The sequence below is a fragment of the Dietzia sp. NCCP-2495 genome, from assembly GCF_026011735.1.
Lineage (GTDB): Bacteria > Actinomycetota > Actinomycetes > Mycobacteriales > Mycobacteriaceae > Dietzia.
On record NZ_BRVN01000002.1, the window covers coordinates 168,717 to 187,784 of the forward strand.

Annotated in this window: 20 protein-coding genes, 2 tRNA genes and 1 pseudogene; 18 read left to right on the top strand and 5 right to left on the bottom strand. The window is 69.0% G+C overall.

Features of this window, described 5'->3' with window-relative positions; all coding sequences use genetic code 11:
- Window position 1 precedes the first annotated feature (1 nt).
- The 5 genes from OPF83_RS03015 to OPF83_RS03035 are packed head-to-tail and all read left to right on the top strand — an operon-like array spanning window position 2 to window position 3,300.
- A complete protein-coding gene (locus OPF83_RS03015) occupies window positions 2–451 on the top strand; it encodes a thioesterase family protein (RefSeq protein ID WP_264885731.1) in 450 nt (149 codons plus the stop codon).
- Complete coding sequence (locus tag OPF83_RS03020; RefSeq protein ID WP_264885732.1) at window positions 448–909, top strand: thioesterase family protein; 462 nt, start codon at window positions 448–450, stop codon at window positions 907–909. Before OPF83_RS03015 ends, OPF83_RS03020 begins: the two co-directional genes overlap by 4 nt.
- Window positions 906–1,391, top strand: a complete 486-nt coding sequence (locus OPF83_RS03025; RefSeq protein ID WP_264885733.1) for a thioesterase family protein — start codon at window positions 906–908, stop codon at window positions 1,389–1,391. Before OPF83_RS03020 ends, OPF83_RS03025 begins: the two co-directional genes overlap by 4 nt.
- The gene (locus OPF83_RS03030) at window positions 1,388–2,071 is read left to right on the top strand and encodes a hypothetical protein (protein WP_264885734.1); all 684 of its coding nucleotides are present in this window, start codon (window positions 1,388–1,390) and stop codon (window positions 2,069–2,071) included. Before OPF83_RS03025 ends, OPF83_RS03030 begins: the two co-directional genes overlap by 4 nt.
- Entirely contained in the window at window positions 2,068–3,300 is a 1,233-nt protein-coding gene (locus tag OPF83_RS03035; protein ID WP_264885735.1) for a site-specific DNA-methyltransferase, read from the top strand. The genes OPF83_RS03030 and OPF83_RS03035 overlap by 4 nt, the downstream gene beginning before the upstream one ends.
- 32 nt (window positions 3,301–3,332) lie before the next feature.
- On the opposite strand, the gene OPF83_RS03040 is transcribed toward OPF83_RS03035, so the two are convergent.
- Together OPF83_RS03040 and OPF83_RS03045 are read right to left on the bottom strand one after the other, a co-directional pair.
- Window positions 3,333–4,076, bottom strand: coding sequence for an SDR family NAD(P)-dependent oxidoreductase (locus OPF83_RS03040; protein WP_264885736.1), 744 nt, complete (start codon window positions 4,074–4,076; stop codon window positions 3,333–3,335).
- A 334-nt stretch (window positions 4,077–4,410) separates the two neighbouring features.
- Window positions 4,411–4,806, bottom strand: a complete 396-nt coding sequence (locus tag OPF83_RS03045) for a globin (RefSeq protein ID WP_264885737.1) — start codon at window positions 4,804–4,806, stop codon at window positions 4,411–4,413.
- A gap of 191 nt (window positions 4,807–4,997) precedes the next feature.
- Here OPF83_RS03045 and OPF83_RS03050 point away from each other — a divergent pair, with 191 nt between their 5' ends.
- A complete protein-coding gene (locus OPF83_RS03050; RefSeq protein ID WP_264885738.1) occupies window positions 4,998–5,624 on the top strand; it encodes an HNH endonuclease in 627 nt (208 codons plus the stop codon).
- A gap of 94 nt (window positions 5,625–5,718) precedes the next feature.
- Here OPF83_RS03050 and pepN read toward each other — a convergent pair whose 3' ends face one another.
- Window positions 5,719–8,322 (bottom strand): aminopeptidase N, encoded by a 2,604-nt coding sequence (gene pepN, locus OPF83_RS03055; RefSeq protein ID WP_264885739.1) that lies wholly within the window; start codon window positions 8,320–8,322, stop codon window positions 5,719–5,721.
- A gap of 212 nt (window positions 8,323–8,534) precedes the next feature.
- On the opposite strand from pepN, the gene OPF83_RS03060 reads away from it, so the two are divergent.
- The 5 genes from OPF83_RS03060 to OPF83_RS03080 all read left to right on the top strand — a co-directional run bounded on the left by OPF83_RS03060 (window position 8,535) and on the right by OPF83_RS03080 (window position 12,097).
- Window positions 8,535–9,161, top strand: coding sequence for a DsbA family protein (locus OPF83_RS03060; RefSeq protein ID WP_264885740.1), 627 nt, complete (start codon window positions 8,535–8,537; stop codon window positions 9,159–9,161).
- Window positions 9,162–9,172: 11 nt separating this feature from the next.
- The gene (locus OPF83_RS03065) at window positions 9,173–10,171 is read left to right on the top strand and encodes a hypothetical protein (RefSeq protein ID WP_264885741.1); all 999 of its coding nucleotides are present in this window, start codon (window positions 9,173–9,175) and stop codon (window positions 10,169–10,171) included.
- Window positions 10,172–10,295: 124 nt separating this feature from the next.
- The gene (locus OPF83_RS03070; RefSeq protein WP_264885742.1) at window positions 10,296–10,607 is read left to right on the top strand and encodes a GNAT family N-acetyltransferase; all 312 of its coding nucleotides are present in this window, start codon (window positions 10,296–10,298) and stop codon (window positions 10,605–10,607) included.
- A gap of 108 nt (window positions 10,608–10,715) precedes the next feature.
- On the top strand, window positions 10,716–11,189 hold the full coding sequence (locus tag OPF83_RS03075; RefSeq protein WP_264885743.1) for a ribose-5-phosphate isomerase: 474 nt from the start codon (window positions 10,716–10,718) through the stop codon (window positions 11,187–11,189).
- Window positions 11,190–11,206: 17 nt separating this feature from the next.
- Complete coding sequence (locus OPF83_RS03080) at window positions 11,207–12,097, top strand: Fpg/Nei family DNA glycosylase (RefSeq protein WP_264885744.1); 891 nt, start codon at window positions 11,207–11,209, stop codon at window positions 12,095–12,097.
- A gap of 156 nt (window positions 12,098–12,253) precedes the next feature.
- On the opposite strand, the gene OPF83_RS03085 is transcribed toward OPF83_RS03080, so the two are convergent.
- A tRNA-Gly gene (locus OPF83_RS03085) sits at window positions 12,254–12,327 on the bottom strand.
- Between the two features lie 200 nt (window positions 12,328–12,527).
- Here OPF83_RS03085 and OPF83_RS03090 point away from each other — a divergent pair.
- The 5 genes from OPF83_RS03090 to clpX all read left to right on the top strand — a co-directional run bounded on the left by OPF83_RS03090 (window position 12,528) and on the right by clpX (window position 17,130).
- Window positions 12,528–12,604 (top strand) — tRNA-Pro (locus tag OPF83_RS03090).
- A 51-nt stretch (window positions 12,605–12,655) separates the two neighbouring features.
- Window positions 12,656–14,041 carry a trigger factor gene (gene tig, locus OPF83_RS03095; RefSeq protein WP_264885745.1) on the top strand — a complete coding sequence of 462 codons (1,386 nt, stop codon included), beginning with the start codon at window positions 12,656–12,658 and terminating at the stop codon, window positions 14,039–14,041.
- A 358-nt stretch (window positions 14,042–14,399) separates the two neighbouring features.
- A complete protein-coding gene (locus OPF83_RS03100) occupies window positions 14,400–15,023 on the top strand; it encodes an ATP-dependent Clp protease proteolytic subunit (protein WP_264885746.1) in 624 nt (207 codons plus the stop codon).
- 68 nt (window positions 15,024–15,091) lie between these two features.
- On the top strand, window positions 15,092–15,715 hold the full coding sequence (locus tag OPF83_RS03105; protein WP_264885747.1) for an ATP-dependent Clp protease proteolytic subunit: 624 nt from the start codon (window positions 15,092–15,094) through the stop codon (window positions 15,713–15,715).
- Window positions 15,716–15,861: 146 nt separating this feature from the next.
- On the top strand, window positions 15,862–17,130 hold the full coding sequence (gene clpX, locus OPF83_RS03110) for an ATP-dependent Clp protease ATP-binding subunit ClpX (RefSeq protein WP_264885748.1): 1,269 nt from the start codon (window positions 15,862–15,864) through the stop codon (window positions 17,128–17,130).
- A gap of 76 nt (window positions 17,131–17,206) precedes the next feature.
- On the opposite strand, the gene OPF83_RS03115 is transcribed toward clpX, so the two are convergent.
- The gene (locus OPF83_RS03115) at window positions 17,207–17,389 is read right to left on the bottom strand and encodes a benzoate/H(+) symporter BenE family transporter (RefSeq protein WP_264885749.1); all 183 of its coding nucleotides are present in this window, start codon (window positions 17,387–17,389) and stop codon (window positions 17,207–17,209) included.
- 154 nt (window positions 17,390–17,543) lie between these two features.
- Here OPF83_RS03115 and OPF83_RS03120 point away from each other — a divergent pair.
- Window positions 17,544–17,984 (top strand): annotated as a pseudogene (locus OPF83_RS03120) (CoA-transferase); the annotation flags it as partial.
- Window positions 17,985–18,062: 78 nt separating this feature from the next.
- The gene (locus OPF83_RS03125; protein ID WP_264885750.1) at window positions 18,063–19,055 is read left to right on the top strand and encodes a malate dehydrogenase; all 993 of its coding nucleotides are present in this window, start codon (window positions 18,063–18,065) and stop codon (window positions 19,053–19,055) included.
- Window positions 19,056–19,068: the final 13 nt, after the last annotated feature.

Here is a 19,068-nt window from a genome sequence, read left to right on the forward strand (position 1 = left end):
GATGTCCGTCCCCACAGCATCCGCACCGGAGGCCGCCGGACCGGTACACCGCGTCCGGATCCCCCTCCGCATCTCCGACTTCGTGGGCATGCACGTCAACAACGTGCGTTTCCAGGAGTTCTCCCAGGACGCCCGACTCATGTGGTTCCGGGACAAGTTCGACGTTCCCGGGTCCCGCGTGCCGATTGCCCTGGCGCGCTGGATGGAGATCGATTTCCGGCAGGTCATCGGGATGGGCGTGGCCGACGTGTGGGTCGACGTGCAGGTCCTGCGGGTCGGACGTACCTCGTTCACCATGCGGACCTCGATCGGCACCGAGTCGATGGGGGACGAGCCCTGCGCCGTGGTGGACACGGTGCTCGTGGTGGCCGCTGCTGACGAGAAGACGACGCTGGAGATCACCCCGCAGGAGCGCGCGGCGCTCCTCGGGCTAGGAGAGGAGCAGGCATGAGTGGGGGCGCGCAGGATCCTGCGGTCGAGCCGTTCCGGTGCACCCTGCAGGTGCGGTGGGCGGACTTCGACCAGTTCGGTCACGTCAACAACGTCAAGTACATCGAGTACGCGCAGGAAGCCCGGATCCTGTTCATCAGGAATCGATTCAGCTCGTTCGGGCTGGGCAATCTCCCGCAGGTCGTCCGTCGGACCGAGATCGATCACCTGCGTCCGGTCATGCGCGACTCGACCACAGTCGACGTGGAGATCGAGGTGGTCCACGTCGGCACCACCTCCTACGAGATCCGGCAGACGATCTACGACTCCGCCGGCGATATCTGCTGCACGCTGCGCGTGGTGATGGTCGCCTTCGATCCCTCGACCTCGTCCTCGGTCGAGATCCCCTCCGGGGTCAGGAATGTGCTCGAGGCCGCCAAGCAGCGTGCCGCGATCACCGAGCAGGGGTCGGGGACGTGACCGAGCAGCTGGTTCTCGACGCCGGTGGTCCGCTCGGCATCTCGGGAGAATCGGGGCGGCGGGTGTACACCGCGGCGATGCCGGTGCGGTGGTCTGACCAGGATCTCTACCATCACGTCAACCACGCGCGGATGATCACGCTCATCGAGGAAGCCCGCATCCCTTGGCTTTTCGCCGAGGGCCTCCCCACGGCGACGCTGGCGGCGGGCGCGGTGATGACCGACCTCAACGTCAAGTACCGGGGTCAGGTCAAGCACGCCGACGGTCCGATCCGGGTGCGGATGTGGTGCGAGAAAGTCGGCGGCGCACTCATGATCGCCCGGCACGAGGTGCGCGGGCGCCATACTCCGGACTCGGAGCCCCCGGCTGTGGACTGCACAGCGCGGATCGCCGCGTTCGACCTGCAGACCCAGCGTCCGCGGCGATTCACCACGGCGGAACGCGACTATCTGCTGGAGTTCAGGCACGAGGCGGAGTCATGAGTTCACCGGACGCGGCATCAGGCATGATCCGCGTCCCTGATCCCGCAGATCGCGACGACCTGCGCACCCTCCTGCGCCGGATCCTGCGGCTCGACGAGGCCGCGGTGGTCCGCCTCACCGCCGCCGGGGAGAGTCGGATGCGCGTCTGGTCGCGCACGCCGTTCGGTGCACTGGTCGTCCGTGTCGTCGGCGGCTCATGCCCCGGAGGGGACGTGGCGTGCGGCGCCGACCACCTGCTCACCGAACTCGACCTCCTCCCACGCGGAGATATTCAGGGGCTGATCGATCCCGGGATGCCACTGCTGTCGGCGTGGCAGGGACTGCTGCCGCCGTCCGACGGGTTCACCCCGGTAGAGGACGTTCCGGCGCAGGTACTCCTGGACCTCACGCAGTCCGGTCGGACCGTCGCGCAGGAGAACGCCGGCCCGGCCGGACTCCCACCGTCGCTCCTCGACCAGGAGGCGCTGACGGTCCGGACCGACACGGACTCACCGCTCGGCATCGACATGCGCACGGTGTTCTCGCTCGTGATGTGTGGCTTCGTACCTGAGCGGGCGGGTCGAGCCCCCGAGGGCGAGCCGGTCCGGGTCAGCGAGCGTGGCGCGTGGCTCCGCATCGACGCGCGGTACGGCACCGCCTACCGACACACCGATTCTCTGACACTCGAACCACTGAAGTGACGGCCGAGGGGTTCGCGGTCGGGTGGCCGGGGCGGGGCGAGCCGGTCGCGCCGGGTGCGGACGGTCCCGCACCGACCCTCGGTGCGGTGTTCCCGTTCGGTGCTCAGAGCCCGGCCTCCGCGGAGGGCGGGACGAACTCTGGACGATTCGGTGTCTCAGGGGCTGTACTCATCGGCGACGGCGGCCGGATCAGCGAGGCCGCCCCCACCCTGACCGGGCTCGGTCTGGATCCGGTCAGGTCTGCGCAGCTGGTGTACCTCGATCCGCCCTACAACCGGGGCGGCAGTTTCGACGGGTATCACGACAACATGCCGCGGCACGACTGGCTCACCTACATCGAGGCTCGGCTCCGCGTCGCCCACGATCTTCTCGCCGACACCGGATCGGTCTGGGTGCACCTCGATGACGCCGAGGCACACCGTGTGCGATGCCTCCTCGACGAGGTGTTCGGCGTCGAGTCGTTCATCGCCGACCTGACCGTCGAGAGCAACCCGAAGGGGCGCCAGCTCGACAGGTATTTCGCCGGGTCGCATGACAGGTTGATGGTCTATGCGCGGGACCCCGAACAGGTCGTGCTCGAGGGCGGCATCGCGGCAGCCGTCAATCCCTCGGACTTCCCCCACGTCGATGCCGACGGGGTCAACTACCGGCTGTTGCCCCTGCGCAACACCAACAAGCGGTTCAACCCGCGGACAACTCCCACCATGACCTACCCGTTGTACGGCGATCCCGAGACAGGAGTCGTCGCGGTGGACCCGGCGCCGGGCCTGGTCGAGGTGTCACCCGTGTTCGGCGACCTCACGCCGGCGGTCTGGCGCTGGTCCAGGGACACCGCCCGAGAGCGCGTGGGCGACCTGGTGTGTCGGACGGTGAACGGACGCTCGGGTCGGCGGGTCGACGTCTATCAGCGGGACAGGCACGAGGCCGGGCGGGTCAAAAAGCTCAAGACGATCTGGCTGTCGGAGGAGGTGGGCTCGACCGACACCGCACGCGCCGACCTGCGCGCGGCCGGTGTCGACGGGTTCCGGACACCCAAGCCGCTGGCCCTGATGCGGCGCATCATCGAACTGGCCTCCTCTCCCGGAGACCTGGTGGTGGACCTGTTCGCCGGGTCCGGGTCCACGGCGGTCGCGGCGCGGGACCTCGGCCGACGGTGGGTCGTGGTGGAACGCAACCCCGACACTGTCCGGGACGTGCTGCTCCCCAGGCTCGGTGCCAGCAGCGCCTGACCGGGGACCGGACGCTCGACAGTGCCGAGAGGTCAGCGCAGCATGACACTGCCGCCGTCGACCATGAGCGTCTGACCGGTCATGTATGAGGCGTCCTCGGAGGCCAGGAACACGGCCACGCGTCCGATGTCGCCCTCCGGGTCGCCGAAGCGGCGCATCGGTGTACCGGCGAGCAGCTTCTTCTCGATGCCCGGGTTCGCCTCGATGTAGTTCTCCACGCCTTCGGTGAGCGCCAGAGGCGAGATGATGTTGACGTTGATGCCGTCGCGCGCCCACTCGTTCGCGGCGACGCGGCTGATGGCACGGATCGCCTCCTTGGCCGCGGCGTACGAGCCCTGGGTGGGGTGACCGTTGATCCCCGCGCCGGAGGCGAAGTTGATCACCGACCCACCACGCTCGGCCAGTTGGGCATGGGCGGCCTTCATCAGCCAGAAGGTCGGGTAGAAGCCGGTGTTGAACGACAGGTCGAGCATCTCGCCGGTCGTCTCCAGCAGGGGTGCCTGCCGCGAGGCGTGGGCGTTGTTGACCAGGACGTCGACGCCGCCGAACGCCTCGACGGCTGCCGCGACGATCTTCTCGGCATTCTCCTCGACCGAGATGTCGGCACCCAGATAGCGCACGCTCTCTCCGAGCTCCTCGACCAGGGCGGCCCCGGCCTCGTCATTGATGTCCACGGCGAGGACTGATGCGCCCTCCTTGACGAACGCCCGGGTGATCCCGCGTCCGATACCTCCGGCGCCGCCGGTGACGATGGCTGCCTTGCCCGAGAGTCGCATCTGTCTGAGGTTCCTTCACATGTCAGCGCCGGAGCCGAACGGCGGTGGCCGGCGGCGGGTGGTCCTCGTCGAGCGGCACGACTGCCCGGACTCCGTCACCGGGTGGTCGCGGTACCGATCGAGGGGATGCATTGATCATGTACAGGACGGGACCATTCCGGGCCAGAATGCCAGACACCCGTCAAGTTCACTGGTCGGGGCATGTCTGGTGCGGGCGGCTGTGATGTCCGGGGCGGGTCGCGGACAGTGCAGTCGCGGACAGTGCGCCGGCACTAGTAGCCAGTGATCGGTCGCCTCACAGTGCGCGGGCACCAGAAGCCAGTGGCCGGACGTCTTACAGAGCGCCCGGGGAGTTGATCAGCATCGCGGCCGCGCGGCGGAGATAGTCGACCAGTTCCGCGCGGTGACGGTCGTCCATGGTCTCGCTGTCGATGGTGTCCACCGCGGCCAACATGTGCTTCAACCAGGTGTCGTGCGCGGCCTGGTCGATCACGTACGGGTGGTGGCGCATCCGCAGTCGCGGGTGGCCACGCTGCTCGGAGTAGGTCGTGGGTCCGCCCCAGTACTGCTCGAGGAACATCCGCAGCCGATCCTCCGCTGGTCCCAAGTCTTCTTCCGGGTACATCTTCCGGAACTCGGCGTCCTCGGCCACCCGGCTGTAGAACTCGTGGACCAACTTGCGGAACGTCTCCGCGCCGCCGACCTCGTCATAGAACGTACTGGTGCTCATGCCCCCATTGTCCAGATCGGTGGCCGGCAGGGGATCGGACATCGGCCGGGGGTGACTCTTTCTCGAGGTGCAGCCTCGCGTTAGCCGTACGAAGAGTTCACCGAAGGTGCATCATCGTGGCAGGCGAGGTTCATTGCGGGCCCGGTCGCCGATGGTGCACTGGACTCGGGAGACACGAGCGGAGACCACACATGGGCACAGCAGTGCGCGAGAACACGGAGTACCGACAACCCGGTTCGCGAAGCCGCGGCCGCCTCGAGGGCGTGCCCGACCCTGATACTGCAACTCCACCGGTCGCCCTTTCCGCCGCCCCGCGTGTGCTTCTGCTCAACGCCAGCTACGAGGCGCTCACCGCTTTGCCCGCACGCCGGGCGGTGGTCATGCTGATCGGTGGCAAGGCCGACGTCGTCCACGAGCACCCTCGTGAGGTCCTGGTGCGCTCCGTGGACACCGCGGTACGCGTGCCGTCGGTCATCCGACTCCGCGAATACGTCCGGATCCCGTACCACTCGCAGATCCCGATGACACGGTCCGCGCTGATGCATCGCGACTCGCACCGCTGCGGCTACTGCAACGCCAAGGCCACGACGATCGACCATGTCATCCCGCGCAGTCGCGGGGGAGCGCACGGCTGGGAGAACTGCGTGGCCTCGTGCGCGCCGTGCAACCACCGCAAAGCCGACAAGCTGCTGTCGGAGCTGGGGTGGGAGCTGCGGGTGCCGCTTGTCGCGCCGCGGGGTCGCACCTGGCGGCTGGTGTCGCAGCTCCGTGAGATCGGCCCGCACTGGGACGACTACCTCTATCTCGACGCCGCCTGACCGGACCCGCGCGACCGCCTCGCCGCTGCTGACGGTGACACTCGCATGCTGAAGGCGGCGCCCGCGATCAGTCGCTGGCGGCCCGGCCCCGCGATCAGTCGCCGGCGGCCGTGTCGACCTTTCGGGCCGCGAGAGCGCGGGTCAAGTCAGCGGTGTGCTCCGCGAGGATGCGGCGCAGCGAGGACGGCAGCGAGTCGTCGGCGATCGCGGTCTCGAACCGCGACACGGTCGCGGCGTCCACCTCCCAGGACGGGAAGAGCCCTTCGGCGACGGTTTGGGCGAGATCGCCGGGACGGGCCGACCACAGGCCGGTGATGTCGTCGAGGTAGCGGTCCGCCAGTCCTGCGAGCAGGTGCTCGTGGCCGGGTAGGTCGACACCCAGAAGGGTGGCCCGGACGATCGCGTTGCTCGGGGCCTCGGCGCCCGTCGTCAGGAGCAGCTTCTCGGCCGCCTCCTTCGCCTCGACGGTCGGACGGGCGGCCCGTGCGGTGGCGGCACGTCGTTCACCGCCGGCGGTGGCGTCGGCCGCGAGCTCGGCGTCGATCCGCTCGGTGTCCTCGGCGCCCGCGGCGACGAGCGCGGTGAGCACCGTCCAGCGGAGATCGGTGTCGACGGTGAGGCCGGGCAGGCCCGCCTCGTCGGCGCCGGCGTCGAGCAGCGTCTTGAGCACCCGAGCCTGGTCGGGGCCGACCGGGCAGGCACACAGCGCTGTGAGGAACGCGAGCTGATGATCGGAGCCGGGCTCCGCCCCCCGCGCGGCGTCGAGCATCGCGCGTGAGAACGTCTTCCACCCCGTCGAGGCGGCCCATGCGGGGTCGGCGTAGCGGGCGAGCGCCATCTGCGCCTGCGTGAGGACGCGCTGGACCACCCCGATGTGCGGCTCGTGCGGGGTCGCCCGGGCCACCACCTCGACGAACCGACGTGCCGGGAGACGGGCCTCGCGGGTCATCTCCCACAGGGCCGACCAACACAGCGTCCTGGCCAGGGGATCGGTGACGTTCTCGAGGGAGTCCAGAGCGGTGGCCGCCGACCTGTCGTCGAGTCGGACCGAGCAGTACGTCAGGTCGTCGTCGTTGGGCAGGATCAGGTCCGGCACCGGCTGTCCGGCGAGGTCGGGCACGATGGTCCGCTCACCGGAGATGTCGAGCTCCGCGCGGGCGGTGCGGACGAGGGCGCCCGAGTCGTCGCGGCTGTACAGGCCCACGCCGATCCGGTGGGTGCGCAGTTCGCCGGCGCCGGGTGACGCGGGGCCCTGGACCAGGGTTAGTTCGGAGATGGTCGTGTCGGCGTCGTCGTCCTCGGCCCCGGAGGTGGCGACCTCGACGGAGATCGGGTTGATCCCGGTGGTCCGCAGCCACTGGTCGGCCCACCCGGACAGGTCGCGGCCCGAGGACTTCTCGAGCGCCCCCAACAGGTCATCGAACCGGGCGTTGCCGAAGGCGTGCTCGGCGAAGTACGCGCGCAGGCCGGCGAGGAACGGCTCCCGGCCGACGTAGGCCACGAGCTGCTTGAGAACGGAGGCGCCCTTGGCGTAGGTGATGCCGTCGAAGTTCGCCTCGACGGTCTCGAGGTCCGTCATGTCCGCCGCCACCGGGTGGGTCGAGGGCAGCTGGTCCTGGCGGTAGGCCCACGACTTCTCGACATTGGCGAAGGTGGTCCAGGCATCCGTGTACTGCGTGGCGTCGACCTGGGCGAGTACCGAGGCGAACGTCGCGAACGACTCGTTGAGCCACAGATCGTCCCACCACTGCATGGTCACCAGGTCGCCGAACCACATGTGGGCCATCTCGTGGAGGATCGTCTCGTTGCGTCGCTCATAGCGGTAGCCGGTGACGCGGGAGCGGAAGACGTAGTCCTCGAGGAAGGTCACCGCGCCGGCGTTCTCCATCGCCCCGGCATTGAACTCCGGGACGAAGATCTGGTCGTACTTGCCGAACGCGTAGGGGAGCCCGAACTCGCGGTGGTAGAAGCGGAAACCCTCCTTGGTCTCGGCGAACAGTCGCTCGGCGTCGAGGTGGTCGGCGAGCGACGTGCGGCACAACAGCCGTAGAGGAATGGTTCCGTGCTCGTCGGTGTAGGCGTCGGAGACCACGTGATACGGCCCGGCGATGAGCGCGACGAGGTACGTCGACATGATCTCGGTGGTCGCGAAGCGGTGCACCACCGCGCCGTGCTCGGCCGGCGATTCGGAGGCCAGCGTGTTGGCCACCACGACCCACGACGCCGGCGCGGTCACGGTCAGCGTGTAGGTGGCCTTGAGGTCCGGCTGGTCGAAGCAGGCGAAGACCCGCTTGGCATCGGCGGTCTCGAACTGTGAATAGAGGTAGACCTCTCCATCGGCCGGGTCAACCATCCGGTGCAGGCCCTCGCCGGTGGTCGTGTACGCCAGATCGGCGTCCACGACGAGCTCGTTCGTCGCCTGCAGCCCCGGCAGTGTCAGCCCGACCTCGTCGTCGTAGTCGTCCGGCGTGATATCGACGCCGTTAAGCGACGCGGACCGGATGGCCGCGTCACGGAGGTCGATGAACGTCTCCTCGCCGGGGCGGGCCGTGAACCGCACGACGGTGCGCGACCGGAACCTGTCCACTCCCGGGCCGCCGGCACCGTCCGTGAGGTCGATCTCCACCTCGTACGAGTCGACGCTGATCAGATCGGCCCGCTGGGCGGCATCGGCGCGGGTGAGATTGAGCGAACGCATGACGGGATCCTCGGTTCCTGGGGCGGGACGGGTGATGGCACCGATCGGCGACGCGGCGCACCGCGCCGTCACCGGCTCTGGCTTCAGGTCTACCAGTCGCGCCGGTGCCGGGCCGGGCGGTAGCGGTCCCTGCGGGGGACGGTGAGGAGCGGTAGCGCCCCACGTGCGGGCGGCCAGTGGCGGTGATTGCCCGCCATGAGGATGATGGAGTCATGACAACTAGCAGCTCGTCCGCTCCCGCCACCGTCGACTTCTGGTTCGACCCCCTGTGCCCGTTCGCCTGGGTGACCAGCCGATGGATCCTCGAGGTCGAGAAGGTCCGCGACATCACCCTGACCTGGAACGTCATGAGCCTGTCCGTGCTCAACGACGGCCGCGACCTGCCCGAGGAGTACATGGAGAATATGAAGCTCGGGTGGGGGCCGGTGCGCGTGGCGATCGCCGCCGCCGAGCGCCACGGCCAGGAGGTGCTCGGAAAGCTCTACACGGAGCTCGGCACCCGCATCCACGACGAGGGTCGCGGCATCGGGGACCCGGCCGTGATCACCGAGGCGCTCGCCGCCGCGGGACTGGACGCCGACCTCGCCGAAGCCGCTACGTCGACCGAGTACGACGAGGCGCTGAAGGTCTCTCATCACAAGGGTATGGACCCGGTCGGCGACGAGGTGGGGACCCCGGTCCTGCACGTCAACGGCACCGCCTTCTTCGGCCCGGTGCTGACCCGCATCCCGCGCGGCGAGGAGGCCGGGAAGGTCTTCGACGGCGCCGTGACGCTGGCCGACTACCCGTATTTCTTCGAGATCAAGCGTTCGCGCACCGAAGCGCCGCAGTTCGACTGAGCGGATCCACGGTGACCTCGGGGGACGACCTTCTCGCCGGGCCGTACGGGCGCGAATTGTGCGCCGCCATCGCGCAGGAAGCCGCCCCGGGGGACGTGTGGGTCCGACCGACGGACGCTGAGTACCTCGACGCACTCGGCGCCGTGCGGCCAGATCAGGTCGCCGCGCTGGATCACGGCCGGTTCCTGGCCGCACTCGCGACGGTCGTTGACACCGCCGTCTACTGGCAGGAGCCCGACGACGACAGGGAACGGCTCGCTCGGCCCGAGATCCTGGAGGCGCTGCGGCCGATCGCGGACGCCGTGGCCGCGCATCCGGCGGCGGCCTGGTGGGACGCGCCACTCGACAGGTCTGCTCAGGCCCACGTGCGCTACTGGTCCGGGGAATGGGAGCCGTCGCTCGACCCGGTTGACGTCCGCCCTGCGCTGCGGCGCTGGCGAGAGCAGCGCGTCGAGGCCGAACGTCTGGACGCCGGCAACCCACAGTGGCGGTCCACGGGCGGGCAGTGGTGGTCGGACCCGGCGTTCTCTGGCGTCGCGTGGACCACGCCGAGCCTTCCGCGCCTGGGCCCGGTGCGTCTGTACTGCACCGAGGACTCGATGGGTTGGGATCGCGCGCGGGTGCATCCCGTCGTGGTCGACGAGAGGGCCCGGATTTTCGAGGTGCACGGCCCCGGGGCCTGGGCCCGGCTGGTGGAGGCGTACCCGCTCGAGGTCACGTACGGCAAGCGTGGTGACTGGTGGAGGACCACCGGGCGCGACGGCCGCTGGTGGATCCCGGATTGGTCGGCGGTCGCCGAGGACTACGACGCCGTCCACGTCACCGTGACCGGCTATCTCGCCACGGCGGGCTGGGCGGTCCCCGCCGCGGACGGTGCGACGGTGCTCGCCGGATGGGGACCGGAGCACACCTGCTGGCTGCGTCCGGATCGGCTTGCCTACACCGATGTCGTCGAACAATGGCATCGGACCCGGTCTGCGGAGGTCGACGGGGCGTGGAGGTGTTGCTGACAGAGGCGACCCGGCTCAACCTCAACTGGACGGGGACAAACCGCTTCGGTGATTCGGATATCGCCGCTGATCCGGCACTGGCGCACTACACACGGCTCCGGCCGGAACGCGGAAATTCGGTCTGGTGGCGGAGGTTGGTGGCCGCTGCGTTGGCGTGGTCTGGCTCCTGTTCCTGGACTCGGGAGACCCCGGCTACGGATATGTCGCGGACGGCGTTCCCGAACTCAGTGTGTGCGTGTGGCCCGGGTACCGCGGGGTGGGAATTGGTCGGCTGCTCCTCGACGAGGCATTCCGCGCCGCCCGGAGCCGCGGGATCCGGCAGATCAGCCTCAGCGTGGAGGACGGGAACCCGGCACGCAGGATCTACGTGAACTCCGGATTCCACGACGCGACCGGAGCCGCGCCGGGAACGATGGTCGTCGACCTTCGTCCCTGAGCGTGCTCGGCCGGCACTGCCGCCGGCTCACGGCCCGGCCCGCCGCAGGCCGTCAGTTCGGCGCCACCGCGCGGTTGGGCCTCAGCAGCACGTGGCAGAATCGTCCGCATGCGCATCTACCTGGGAGCGGACCACGCCGGCTTCGAGACCAAGAACGCCATCGCCGAGCATCTGAAGGCCTCCGGGCACGAGGTGATCGACTGTGGCGCCCACACCTACGACGCGGAGGACGACTACCCGGCCTTCTGCATCGACGCGGCCCGCAAGGTCGTCGCCGACCCCGGCAGCCTCGGCATCGTCCTGGGCGGCTCCGGCAACGGCGAGCAGATCGCCGCCAACAAGGTCCCCGGCGCCCGCTGCGCCCTCGCCTGGAGCGTCGAGACCGCCCGGCTGGCCCGCGAGCACAACAACGCCCAGCTGATCGGCATCGGCGGCCGCATGCACTCCCGCGAGGAGGCTCTCGCGATTGTCGACGCGTTCCTCGACCAGAACTGGTCCGAGGCCGAGCGTCACCAGCGTCGCATCGACATCCTCGCCGAGTACGAGCGCACCGGCGAGGCGCCCGCCGTCCCCGGGGCCTGAGCCCGGAGTAAACGAGCATGCCGGAGGGGCACACCCTTCATCGACTGGCCCGCCTGCACACCGACTATTTCGCAGGCGGGCCCGTTCGTGTCTCCAGCCCGCAGGGCAGATTCGTCGACAGTGTCGTCGTCGACGGACGATACTTCGACCGCGCCACGGCGACGGGCAAGCACCTCTTCCACCACTACGAGGGTGGCCTGACGGTCCACATCCACCTCGGCCTCTACGGCTTCTTCAACACCTACGTCGTCGGCGACGGCGCCGAGGCACCCGCCCCGGTCGGCCAGGTCCGGATGCGCGTCGACGGGTCTGGCGAGCGCGGCGACGGGGCAGGGGAGCGCGGCGGAGCGCCAGGGGAGTCGGGCGCCACAGGCCCGGCCCACGTGGTGGACCTGCGCGGCCCCACCAGGTGTGAGGTGCTGGACGACGACGACGTCGCGGCCGTCCGCACGCGGCTCGGCCCCGACCCGCTCGACCCCCACGCGGACCCCGAGCGCGCGTGGACCAGGATCCGGCGCAGCGCCCGGCCGATCGGTGCACTGCTCATGGACCAGAAAATCCTCGCCGGCGTCGGAAACGTCTACCGCGCCGAAGTGCTCTTCCGCGCCGGCCTGGACCCGTTCCGGCCCGGCACCGCATTGCGGGAGGTCGATTTCCGCGCGATCTGGGACGACCTGGCGGCGATGATGGTCGTCGGCGTCGACACCGGGCACATCCACACCATCCGACCCGAGCACGACCACGGAGACCTGCCGCGGCGCGGTGCAGACCGGCCGCGGAACTACGTCTATCAACGCGACGGGTGGGCCTGTCGGGTGTGCGGTGACGAGGTCGCGCTGGAGACGATGGAGGCCCGAACGCTGTTCTGGTGCCCGACCTGTCAGCCGGGGCGCCGCGGGCGGGGCTGACGCCCGGCGCGGTGCGCAACCAGAACGGTGTGCGGCTGACGCGCTGCGCGCAGCACGTCCGGCCCGATGTGAGTCCGGCCCGGCGCGCGCCCAACTCCTGACATATGCGAGATGCCCCGCCCGCGCCGGTGGTCGGCGGAGGCGGGGCATCTCGGGTGGAGCGGGTGACGGGAATCGAACCCGCGTATTCTGCTTGGAAGGCAGAGGCTTTACCATTAAGCTACACCCGCATCGCTGGCGTGACCTGGTTTTTTACACCTGATCTCGTCCGTGCTCCGACAACACTACCGGACGGTGCTGCGGGTCCCAACTCCCGGGTCGTGAACGCGGAATCGGCGCCGGATGCACCCTGTCGTACACTGGGCGAGTTGGTTTGGCGGCCGGTCAGGTCACCCGTGTGCGACGCGGGATGGTCGGCCGCGCGACTCACCGGGATGTGGCGCAGCTTGGTAGCGCATCCGCTTTGGGAGCGGAGGGTCGCAGGTTCGAATCCTGTCATCCCGACCAGCGGAGAACGACTGAAGTAAACCCCCGAAGACTTTCTAGGAGATCATCACCGTGAAGAGCACTGTCGAGCAGCTGAACCCGACCCGGGTCAAGGTCACCGTCGAGGTGCCGTTCGCGGAGCTCGAGCCGGATTTCGACAAGGCCTACAAGGCTCTCGCCGCCCAGGTCAACATCCCGGGCTTCCGTAAGGGCAAGGCCCCGGCCAAGCTCCTGGAGTCGCGGATCGGCCGCCCGGCCGTCCTCGAGCAGGTCATCAACGACATGATCCCGGCCCGCTACTCGGAGGCCGTCGAGGAGCACGATCTCAAGGTTCTGGCGCAGCCGGAGATCGAGGTCACCAAGCTCGAGGACAACGACGTCGTGGAGTTCACGGCCGAGGTCGACGTTCGTCCGGAGATCACCCTTCCCGACTTCTCCTCTCTCGAGGTCACTGTCGAGGTGCCCGAGGCCGACGATGCCGCGGTCGACGCCGAGCTCGACAACCTCCGTGCCCGTTTCGGCACCCTCAAGGGCGTCGAGCGTGGCGCCACCAAGGGCGACTTCCTCTCCGTGGATCTCGCCGCGACCGTCGACGGCGAGGCGGTCGAGGAGGCCTCCACCGAGGGCCTGTCCTACGAGCTCGGCTCGGGCACCCTCGTCGAGGGGCTCGACGAGGCCGCCGAAGGCCTCAAGGCAGGCGAGTCGAAGGAGTTCACCTCCAAGCTGGTCGCCGGCGAGTACGCCGACAAGGAGGCGGTCGTCACCGTCACCGTGCAGACCGTCAAGGAGCGCGAGCTCCCCGAGGCCGACGACGAGTTCGCGCAGATGGCGAGCGAGTTCGACACCCTCGACGAGCTGCGCGCCGACCTGACCGAGAAGGTCGCCCAGCAGGCCAAGGCCGGCCTCGCCGGTGAGATCCGCGACAAGGTGCTCGAGGCCCTCCTCGAGGCCGCGGACGTCCCGACCCCCGAGGGACTCGTCGAGAACGAGGCGCACCAGCAGCTGCACCAGATCTTCGGCGACGCCGCGCACAACGACGAGATGATCAACTCCATGCTCGAGGCCGAGGGGACCACCCGCGAGGAGTTCGAGGCCGAGACCAAGGACGCCGCTGCGCGCGCCATCCGCACCCAGCTGCTCCTGGACGTCGTGGCCGAGGACGCCTCGACCGAGGTCTCGCAGGAGGAGCTCACCCAGCACATCCTGTTCCAGGCCCAGCGCTACGGCATGGACCCGAACCAGTTCGTGCAGCAGATCCAGCAGGCCGGCCAGCTCGGCTCGCTGTTCGCCGACGTGCGTCGCTCCAAGGCCCTGGCCGACGTGATCGAGAAGGTCACCGTCAAGGACGCGCAGGGCGGCACCGTCGACACGAGCGAGTTCTTCGGCACCGGCGAGGACGCCGAGGACGAGTCCGCCGAGGCCACCGAGGCCACCGACGAGAAGAACTCCGAGGACTGATCCTCCCAGGGGCGGGTGCCCCGCGCCCGTACCGTCGACGATGGTCGGTCACCGCACTGGCGGTGGCCGACCATCGGCGTCTGTGCGGACTGTCGGCGTACGTGTCGGCAGCCGCCGGAAGCGCCGGCCGGTGGCGTACCCGTCGGCGTTCGGGTGAAGCCCGGTGAACTCAGCGCGAACTGCGGGGATCGGATGATCCCCGACGCTGACAGCGAACACCCGCCCCGGCGGGACGGTTCCGTCGCACGAGTTGGTTAGTGTTTGACGTAACGGATTCCCGGCCGCCGGTCGGCCGGGCACCGCACCCGCGGTGATGACGTAGAGCGAAGGTAGGTTCCCCGTGGCACAGAACGGTTCAGTGGCTCAGCCCAGTTCGACGCAGCCCGCCCTCAGTTCGCCGGGATCGCACGGGCTCAGCCTCGGCGACTCGGTGTACGAGCGCCTTCTCCAGGAGCGGATCATCTTCCTCGGCTCCCAGGTGGACGACGACATCGCCAACCGCCTGTGCGCCCAGATTCTGCTGCTGGCCGCCGAGGACCCCTCCCGCGACATCGCGATGTACATCAACTCGCCGGGTGGTTCGGTGACCGCCGGCATGGCCATCTACGACACGATGCAGTTCGTGGAGTGCGACGTGGCCACGTACGGCATGGGCCTGGCCGCGTCGATGGGCCAGTTCCTGCTGGCCGCCGGCGCCCCCGGTAAGCGCTTCGCGCTGCCGCACGCCAAGATCATGATGCACCAGCCCTCGGCCGGCGTCGGTGGCTCCGCCGCCGACATCGCAATCCAGGCCGAGCAGTTCGCCGCCACCAAGCGTGAGATGGCGGAGCTCATCGCGCAGCACACGGGCCAGACGTTCGAGCAGGTCACCGAGGACTCGGACCGCGACCGCTGGTTCAGCGCACAGGAGGCCAAGGAGTACGGCTTCGTCGACCACGTGATCGCGCGTGCGTCGCAGTCCGGCGGGACCTCGCCGTCGTGATCGATCCCGCGCCGCGCGGGATCGCCCCCGCCGCCCTCCCCGTCCCGACCACCGCAACGGAGTCCCCGATGACCTCACTCCCGACCTCCCGGTACATCCTCCCCTCCTTCGTCGAGCACTCCAGCTACGGCGTTAAGGAGTCGAATCCGTACAACAAGCTCTTCGAGGAGCGCATCATCTTCCTGGGTACCCAGGTGGACGATGCCTCGGCGAACGACATCATGGCCCAGCTCCTGGTCCTGGAGGGCCTGGACCCGGACCGTGACATCACGATGTACATCAACTCGCCGGGTGGCTCGTTCACCTCGCTCATGGCGATCTACGACACGATGCAGTACGTGCGTCCGGACGTCGTGACGGTGTGCCTCGGCCAGGCGGCCTCCGCCGCGGCCGTGCTGCTGGCCGCCGGGACCCCCGGCAAGCGTGCCGCGCTGCCCAACGCCCGCATCCTCATCCACCAGCCGGCCACCGGCGGCATGCAGGGCCAGGTCTCGGACCTCGAGATCCAGGCGGCCGAGATCGAGCGCATGCGTCGCCTCATGGAGACCACCCTGTCCCGCCACACCGGTCGTGACGCGGACCAGATCCGCAAGGACACCGATCGCGACAAGATCCTCACGGCCGAGGAGGCCAAGGAGTACGGGATCATCGACACGGTCTTCGACTACCGCAAGCTGTCGGCGAGCAACTGAGGCCACGGCGGCGCGCCGCTCCGGGCAGGGGCGCGCCGTCGGGTGCAATGTACTGATCGCGCCGGGGTCGGATTTCCGACCCACTCGGCGTACCGTCGACGTGGGGGCGGAGATCGACGCCCCTGGATTGCGAGGACGTAGAACTCATGGCACGTGTTGGTGAGAGCGGCGACCTGTTGAAGTGCTCCTTCTGTGGGAAGAGCCAAAAGCAGGTCAAGAAGCTGATCGCCGGTCCCGGAGTCTACATCTGCGACGAGTGCATCGAGCTGTGCAACGAGATCATCGAGTCCGAGGTCGAGGACGCGTCGGAATCGGGTCTCGAGGAACTGCCCAAACCGGCGGAGATCCACTCGTTCCTCGACCAGTACGTGGTGGGACAGGACGATGCCAAGCGCACGCTGGCCGTCGCCGTCTACAACCACTACAAGCGCATCCGCGTGGGCGCCAGCCTCGGCCGTGGCGACGGGGTCGAGCTGGCCAAGTCCAACATCCTCATGCTGGGCCCCACCGGCTGTGGCAAGACCTATCTCGCGCAGACGCTGGCGAAGATGCTCAACGTCCCCTTCGCGATCGCCGACGCCACCGCCCTGACGGAGGCCGGTTACGTGGGTGAGGACGTGGAGAACATCCTCCTCAAGCTCATCCAGGCCGCGGACTTCGACACCAAGCGCGCCGAGATGGGCATCATCTACATCGACGAGGTCGACAAGATCGCCCGCAAGGCCGAGAACCCGTCGATCACGCGCGACGTCTCCGGCGAGGGAGTCCAGCAGGCGCTGCTGAAGATTCTCGAGGGCACGCAGGCCTCGGTCCCGCCACAGGGCGGCCGTAAGCACCCGCACCAGGAGTTCATCCAGATCGACACGTCCAACGTGTTGTTCATCGTCGCCGGTGCTTTCCAGGGTCTCGAAAAGATCGTCGGAGACCGGGTGGGTCGCAAGGGACTCGGCTTCGGTGCCGAGGTGGCCAGCAAGAACGAACTGGACACCACGGACAACTTCACTGAGGTCATGCCCGAGGACCTGGTCAAGTTCGGCCTGATCCCCGAGTTCATCGGCCGACTGCCGGTGGTGGCCACGGTGACGAATCTGGACCAGGAGGCGCTCGTCAACATCCTGGCCGAGCCGAAGAACGCCCTGGTCAAGCAGTACGCGCGGCTGTTCGAGATGGACGGGGTCGAGCTCGAGTTCACCCAGGACGCCCTCGAGGCCGTCGCCGACCAGGCGATCCTGCGCGGCACCGGTGCCCGAGGGCTGCGCGCCATCATGGAGGAGGTCCTCCTCCCGGTGATGTACGACATCCCGGGTCGTGAGGACGTGGCACGCGTGGTCGTGTCCGGCGACACGGTCCGGAACAACGTGCTGCCGACGATCGTGCCGCTCTCCGACGAGGAGCCCCGCGAGAAGTCCGCGTAGGACGCTCCCACAGAAACCACAAACCGCAGGCCGTCCCCGAGTCCACGGGGGCGGCCTGCGGCGTGTCGTTTCCGGGTCAGGACATCGAGCGGCGCTCGAGCAGAGCGGTGACCGCCATTCCCAGGACGATGCCCCAGAACGGCGCGGAGATCCCCATCAGGGAGACGTCGGCGACGGTCACGAGGAAGCAGATCAGTGGCCCCAGGGCGCGGTCGGTCCGGAACGCGGTGACGAACGCACCCTGCAGCGGGGCGAGCATCGCCAGCCCCCCGAGCGCGGCGATGAACGCGGCGGGAGTGCCAGGGTCAGTCCGACGAACGCGGGGGAGAACACGCCCACCACCAGGGCCAGGGCGCCGTTGGCGATGGCCGCGGCGTAGTGCCGCTCGCGATCACCAGAGGAGACGATCAGGCCCGGAGATGATCAACGCCGGCAAGGAGACCAGCACGGCCGCCCCCGGAGCCGCGTTCTTCGGTTCCTCGGACTCGTTCGCGATGATCCGCGGCGGGAACGTGGACGTCGCCGTGCTCGGTGCGATGCAGGTGTCGCAGTCCGGCGATCTCTCCAACTGGATGATCCCGGGCGCGATGGTCAAGGGCATGGGTGGCGCGATGGACCTGGTCCACGGCGCCGGCAGGGTCATCGTGATGATGGACCACGTCACCCGCAAGGGCGACATCAAGCTGATGGCGGAGAACACGCTTCCCTACACCGGCCGCGGCTGCGTCCAGCGGGTCGTCACCGACCTCTGCGTTCTCGACATCACCGACTCGGGCTTCCAGCTGGTCGAGCTGGCGCCGGACGTGACGATCGACAAGGTCCGCGAGAAGACGGACGCGACGGTCCACGCCTGACGCCAGCCTGACGGGGCCGGTTCCTCACTAGTGTGGGAGCCGGCCCCGTCATCGTCCCCAGCTGGAGGTCCGTTCCGTATGAGTACTACCGCACCGGTCACCGTCACCGTCACCGGCGCCGCCGGTCAGATCGCTTATGCCCTCCTCTTCAGGCTCGCCGCGGGCGGGGTCTACGGCAAGGACGTGCCGATCCGGCTGAAGCTGCTCGAGGTCACCGCCGCCACCGGGGCGGCGGAAGGCGTCGCCATGGAGCTCGAGGACTGCGCGTTCCCCGCCCTGGCCTCGATCGACATCACCGACGACCCGGCCGTGGGATTCGAGGGCGCCAGCGCGGCGATCCTCGTGGGTGCCCGTCCCCGCGGCGCCGGGATGGAGCGCGCGGACCTGCTCACCGCCAACGGCGCGATCTTCCGTGGCCAGGGGCGTGCGATCAACGATCACGCGGCCGACGACATCCGGGTCCTGGTGGTGGGCAACCCCGCCAACACCAACGCCTACATCGCCCATCGCCATGCGCCGGACGTCCCCGCCGAGAGGTTCACGGCACTCATGCGCCTGGACCACAACCGGGCCCTCAGTCAGCTCGCCGCCCGCCTCGACGCGCCTGTGGGGGAACTCGACCGGGTGGTGGTGTGGGGCAATCACTCGGCCACCCAGTTCCCGGACGTCAGTTACCTCACCCGTGGCGGGCGCCCCGTCGCCGACCAGCTCGACCGACGGTGGCTCACCGACGAGTTCATCCCGCGCGTGGCGCGACGCGGCTCGGAGATCATCGAGGTGCGCGGGTCCTCGTCAGCGGCATCGGCGGCCGGAGCCTCGATCGTCCACATGCGTGATTGGGTCCGCGGGACACCCGAGGGGAGCTGGACCACGGTCGCGCTGCCGTCCGGGGGCGAGTACGGGACGATGCCGGGCGTGGTCACCGGCCTGCCCTGTCGCAGCGACGGCGGCGAGTGGGAGGTGGTCGAGGGGCTCGGGATCGACGACTTCCAGCGCTCGCGCATCGACGCCTCGGTGGCCGAACTCGTCGCCGAGCGTGATCAGGTCCACGGGTTGGGCCTCGTCGACTGACGTCGGGGGTGTG

Bases quoted from the DNA above. Each gene is read 5' to 3' on its own strand.
- OPF83_RS03015 (WP_264885731.1), top strand. From the start codon at position 2: ATGTCCGTCCCCACAGCATCCGCACCGGAGGCCGCCGGACCGGTACAC.
- OPF83_RS03020 (WP_264885732.1), top strand. From the start codon at position 448: ATGAGTGGGGGCGCGCAGGATCCTGCGGTCGAGCCGTTCCGGTGCACC.
- OPF83_RS03030 (WP_264885734.1), top strand. From the start codon at position 1,388: ATGAGTTCACCGGACGCGGCATCAGGCATGATCCGCGTCCCTGATCCC.
- OPF83_RS03040 (WP_264885736.1), bottom strand. From the start codon at position 4,076: ATGCGACTCTCGGGCAAGGCAGCCATCGTCACCGGCGGCGCCGGAGGT.
- OPF83_RS03045 (WP_264885737.1), bottom strand. From the start codon at position 4,806: ATGAGCACCAGTACGTTCTATGACGAGGTCGGCGGCGCGGAGACGTTC.
- OPF83_RS03050 (WP_264885738.1), top strand. From the start codon at position 4,998: ATGGGCACAGCAGTGCGCGAGAACACGGAGTACCGACAACCCGGTTCG.
- pepN (WP_264885739.1), bottom strand. From the start codon at position 8,322: ATGCGTTCGCTCAATCTCACCCGCGCCGATGCCGCCCAGCGGGCCGAT.
- OPF83_RS03060 (WP_264885740.1), top strand. From the start codon at position 8,535: ATGACAACTAGCAGCTCGTCCGCTCCCGCCACCGTCGACTTCTGGTTC.
- OPF83_RS03075 (WP_264885743.1), top strand. From the start codon at position 10,716: ATGCGCATCTACCTGGGAGCGGACCACGCCGGCTTCGAGACCAAGAAC.
- OPF83_RS03080 (WP_264885744.1), top strand. From the start codon at position 11,207: ATGCCGGAGGGGCACACCCTTCATCGACTGGCCCGCCTGCACACCGAC.
- OPF83_RS03105 (WP_264885747.1), top strand. From the start codon at position 15,092: ATGACCTCACTCCCGACCTCCCGGTACATCCTCCCCTCCTTCGTCGAG.
- clpX (WP_264885748.1), top strand. From the start codon at position 15,862: ATGGCACGTGTTGGTGAGAGCGGCGACCTGTTGAAGTGCTCCTTCTGT.
- OPF83_RS03115 (WP_264885749.1), bottom strand. From the start codon at position 17,389: ATGCTCGCCCCGCTGCAGGGTGCGTTCGTCACCGCGTTCCGGACCGAC.
- OPF83_RS03125 (WP_264885750.1), top strand. From the start codon at position 18,063: ATGAGTACTACCGCACCGGTCACCGTCACCGTCACCGGCGCCGCCGGT.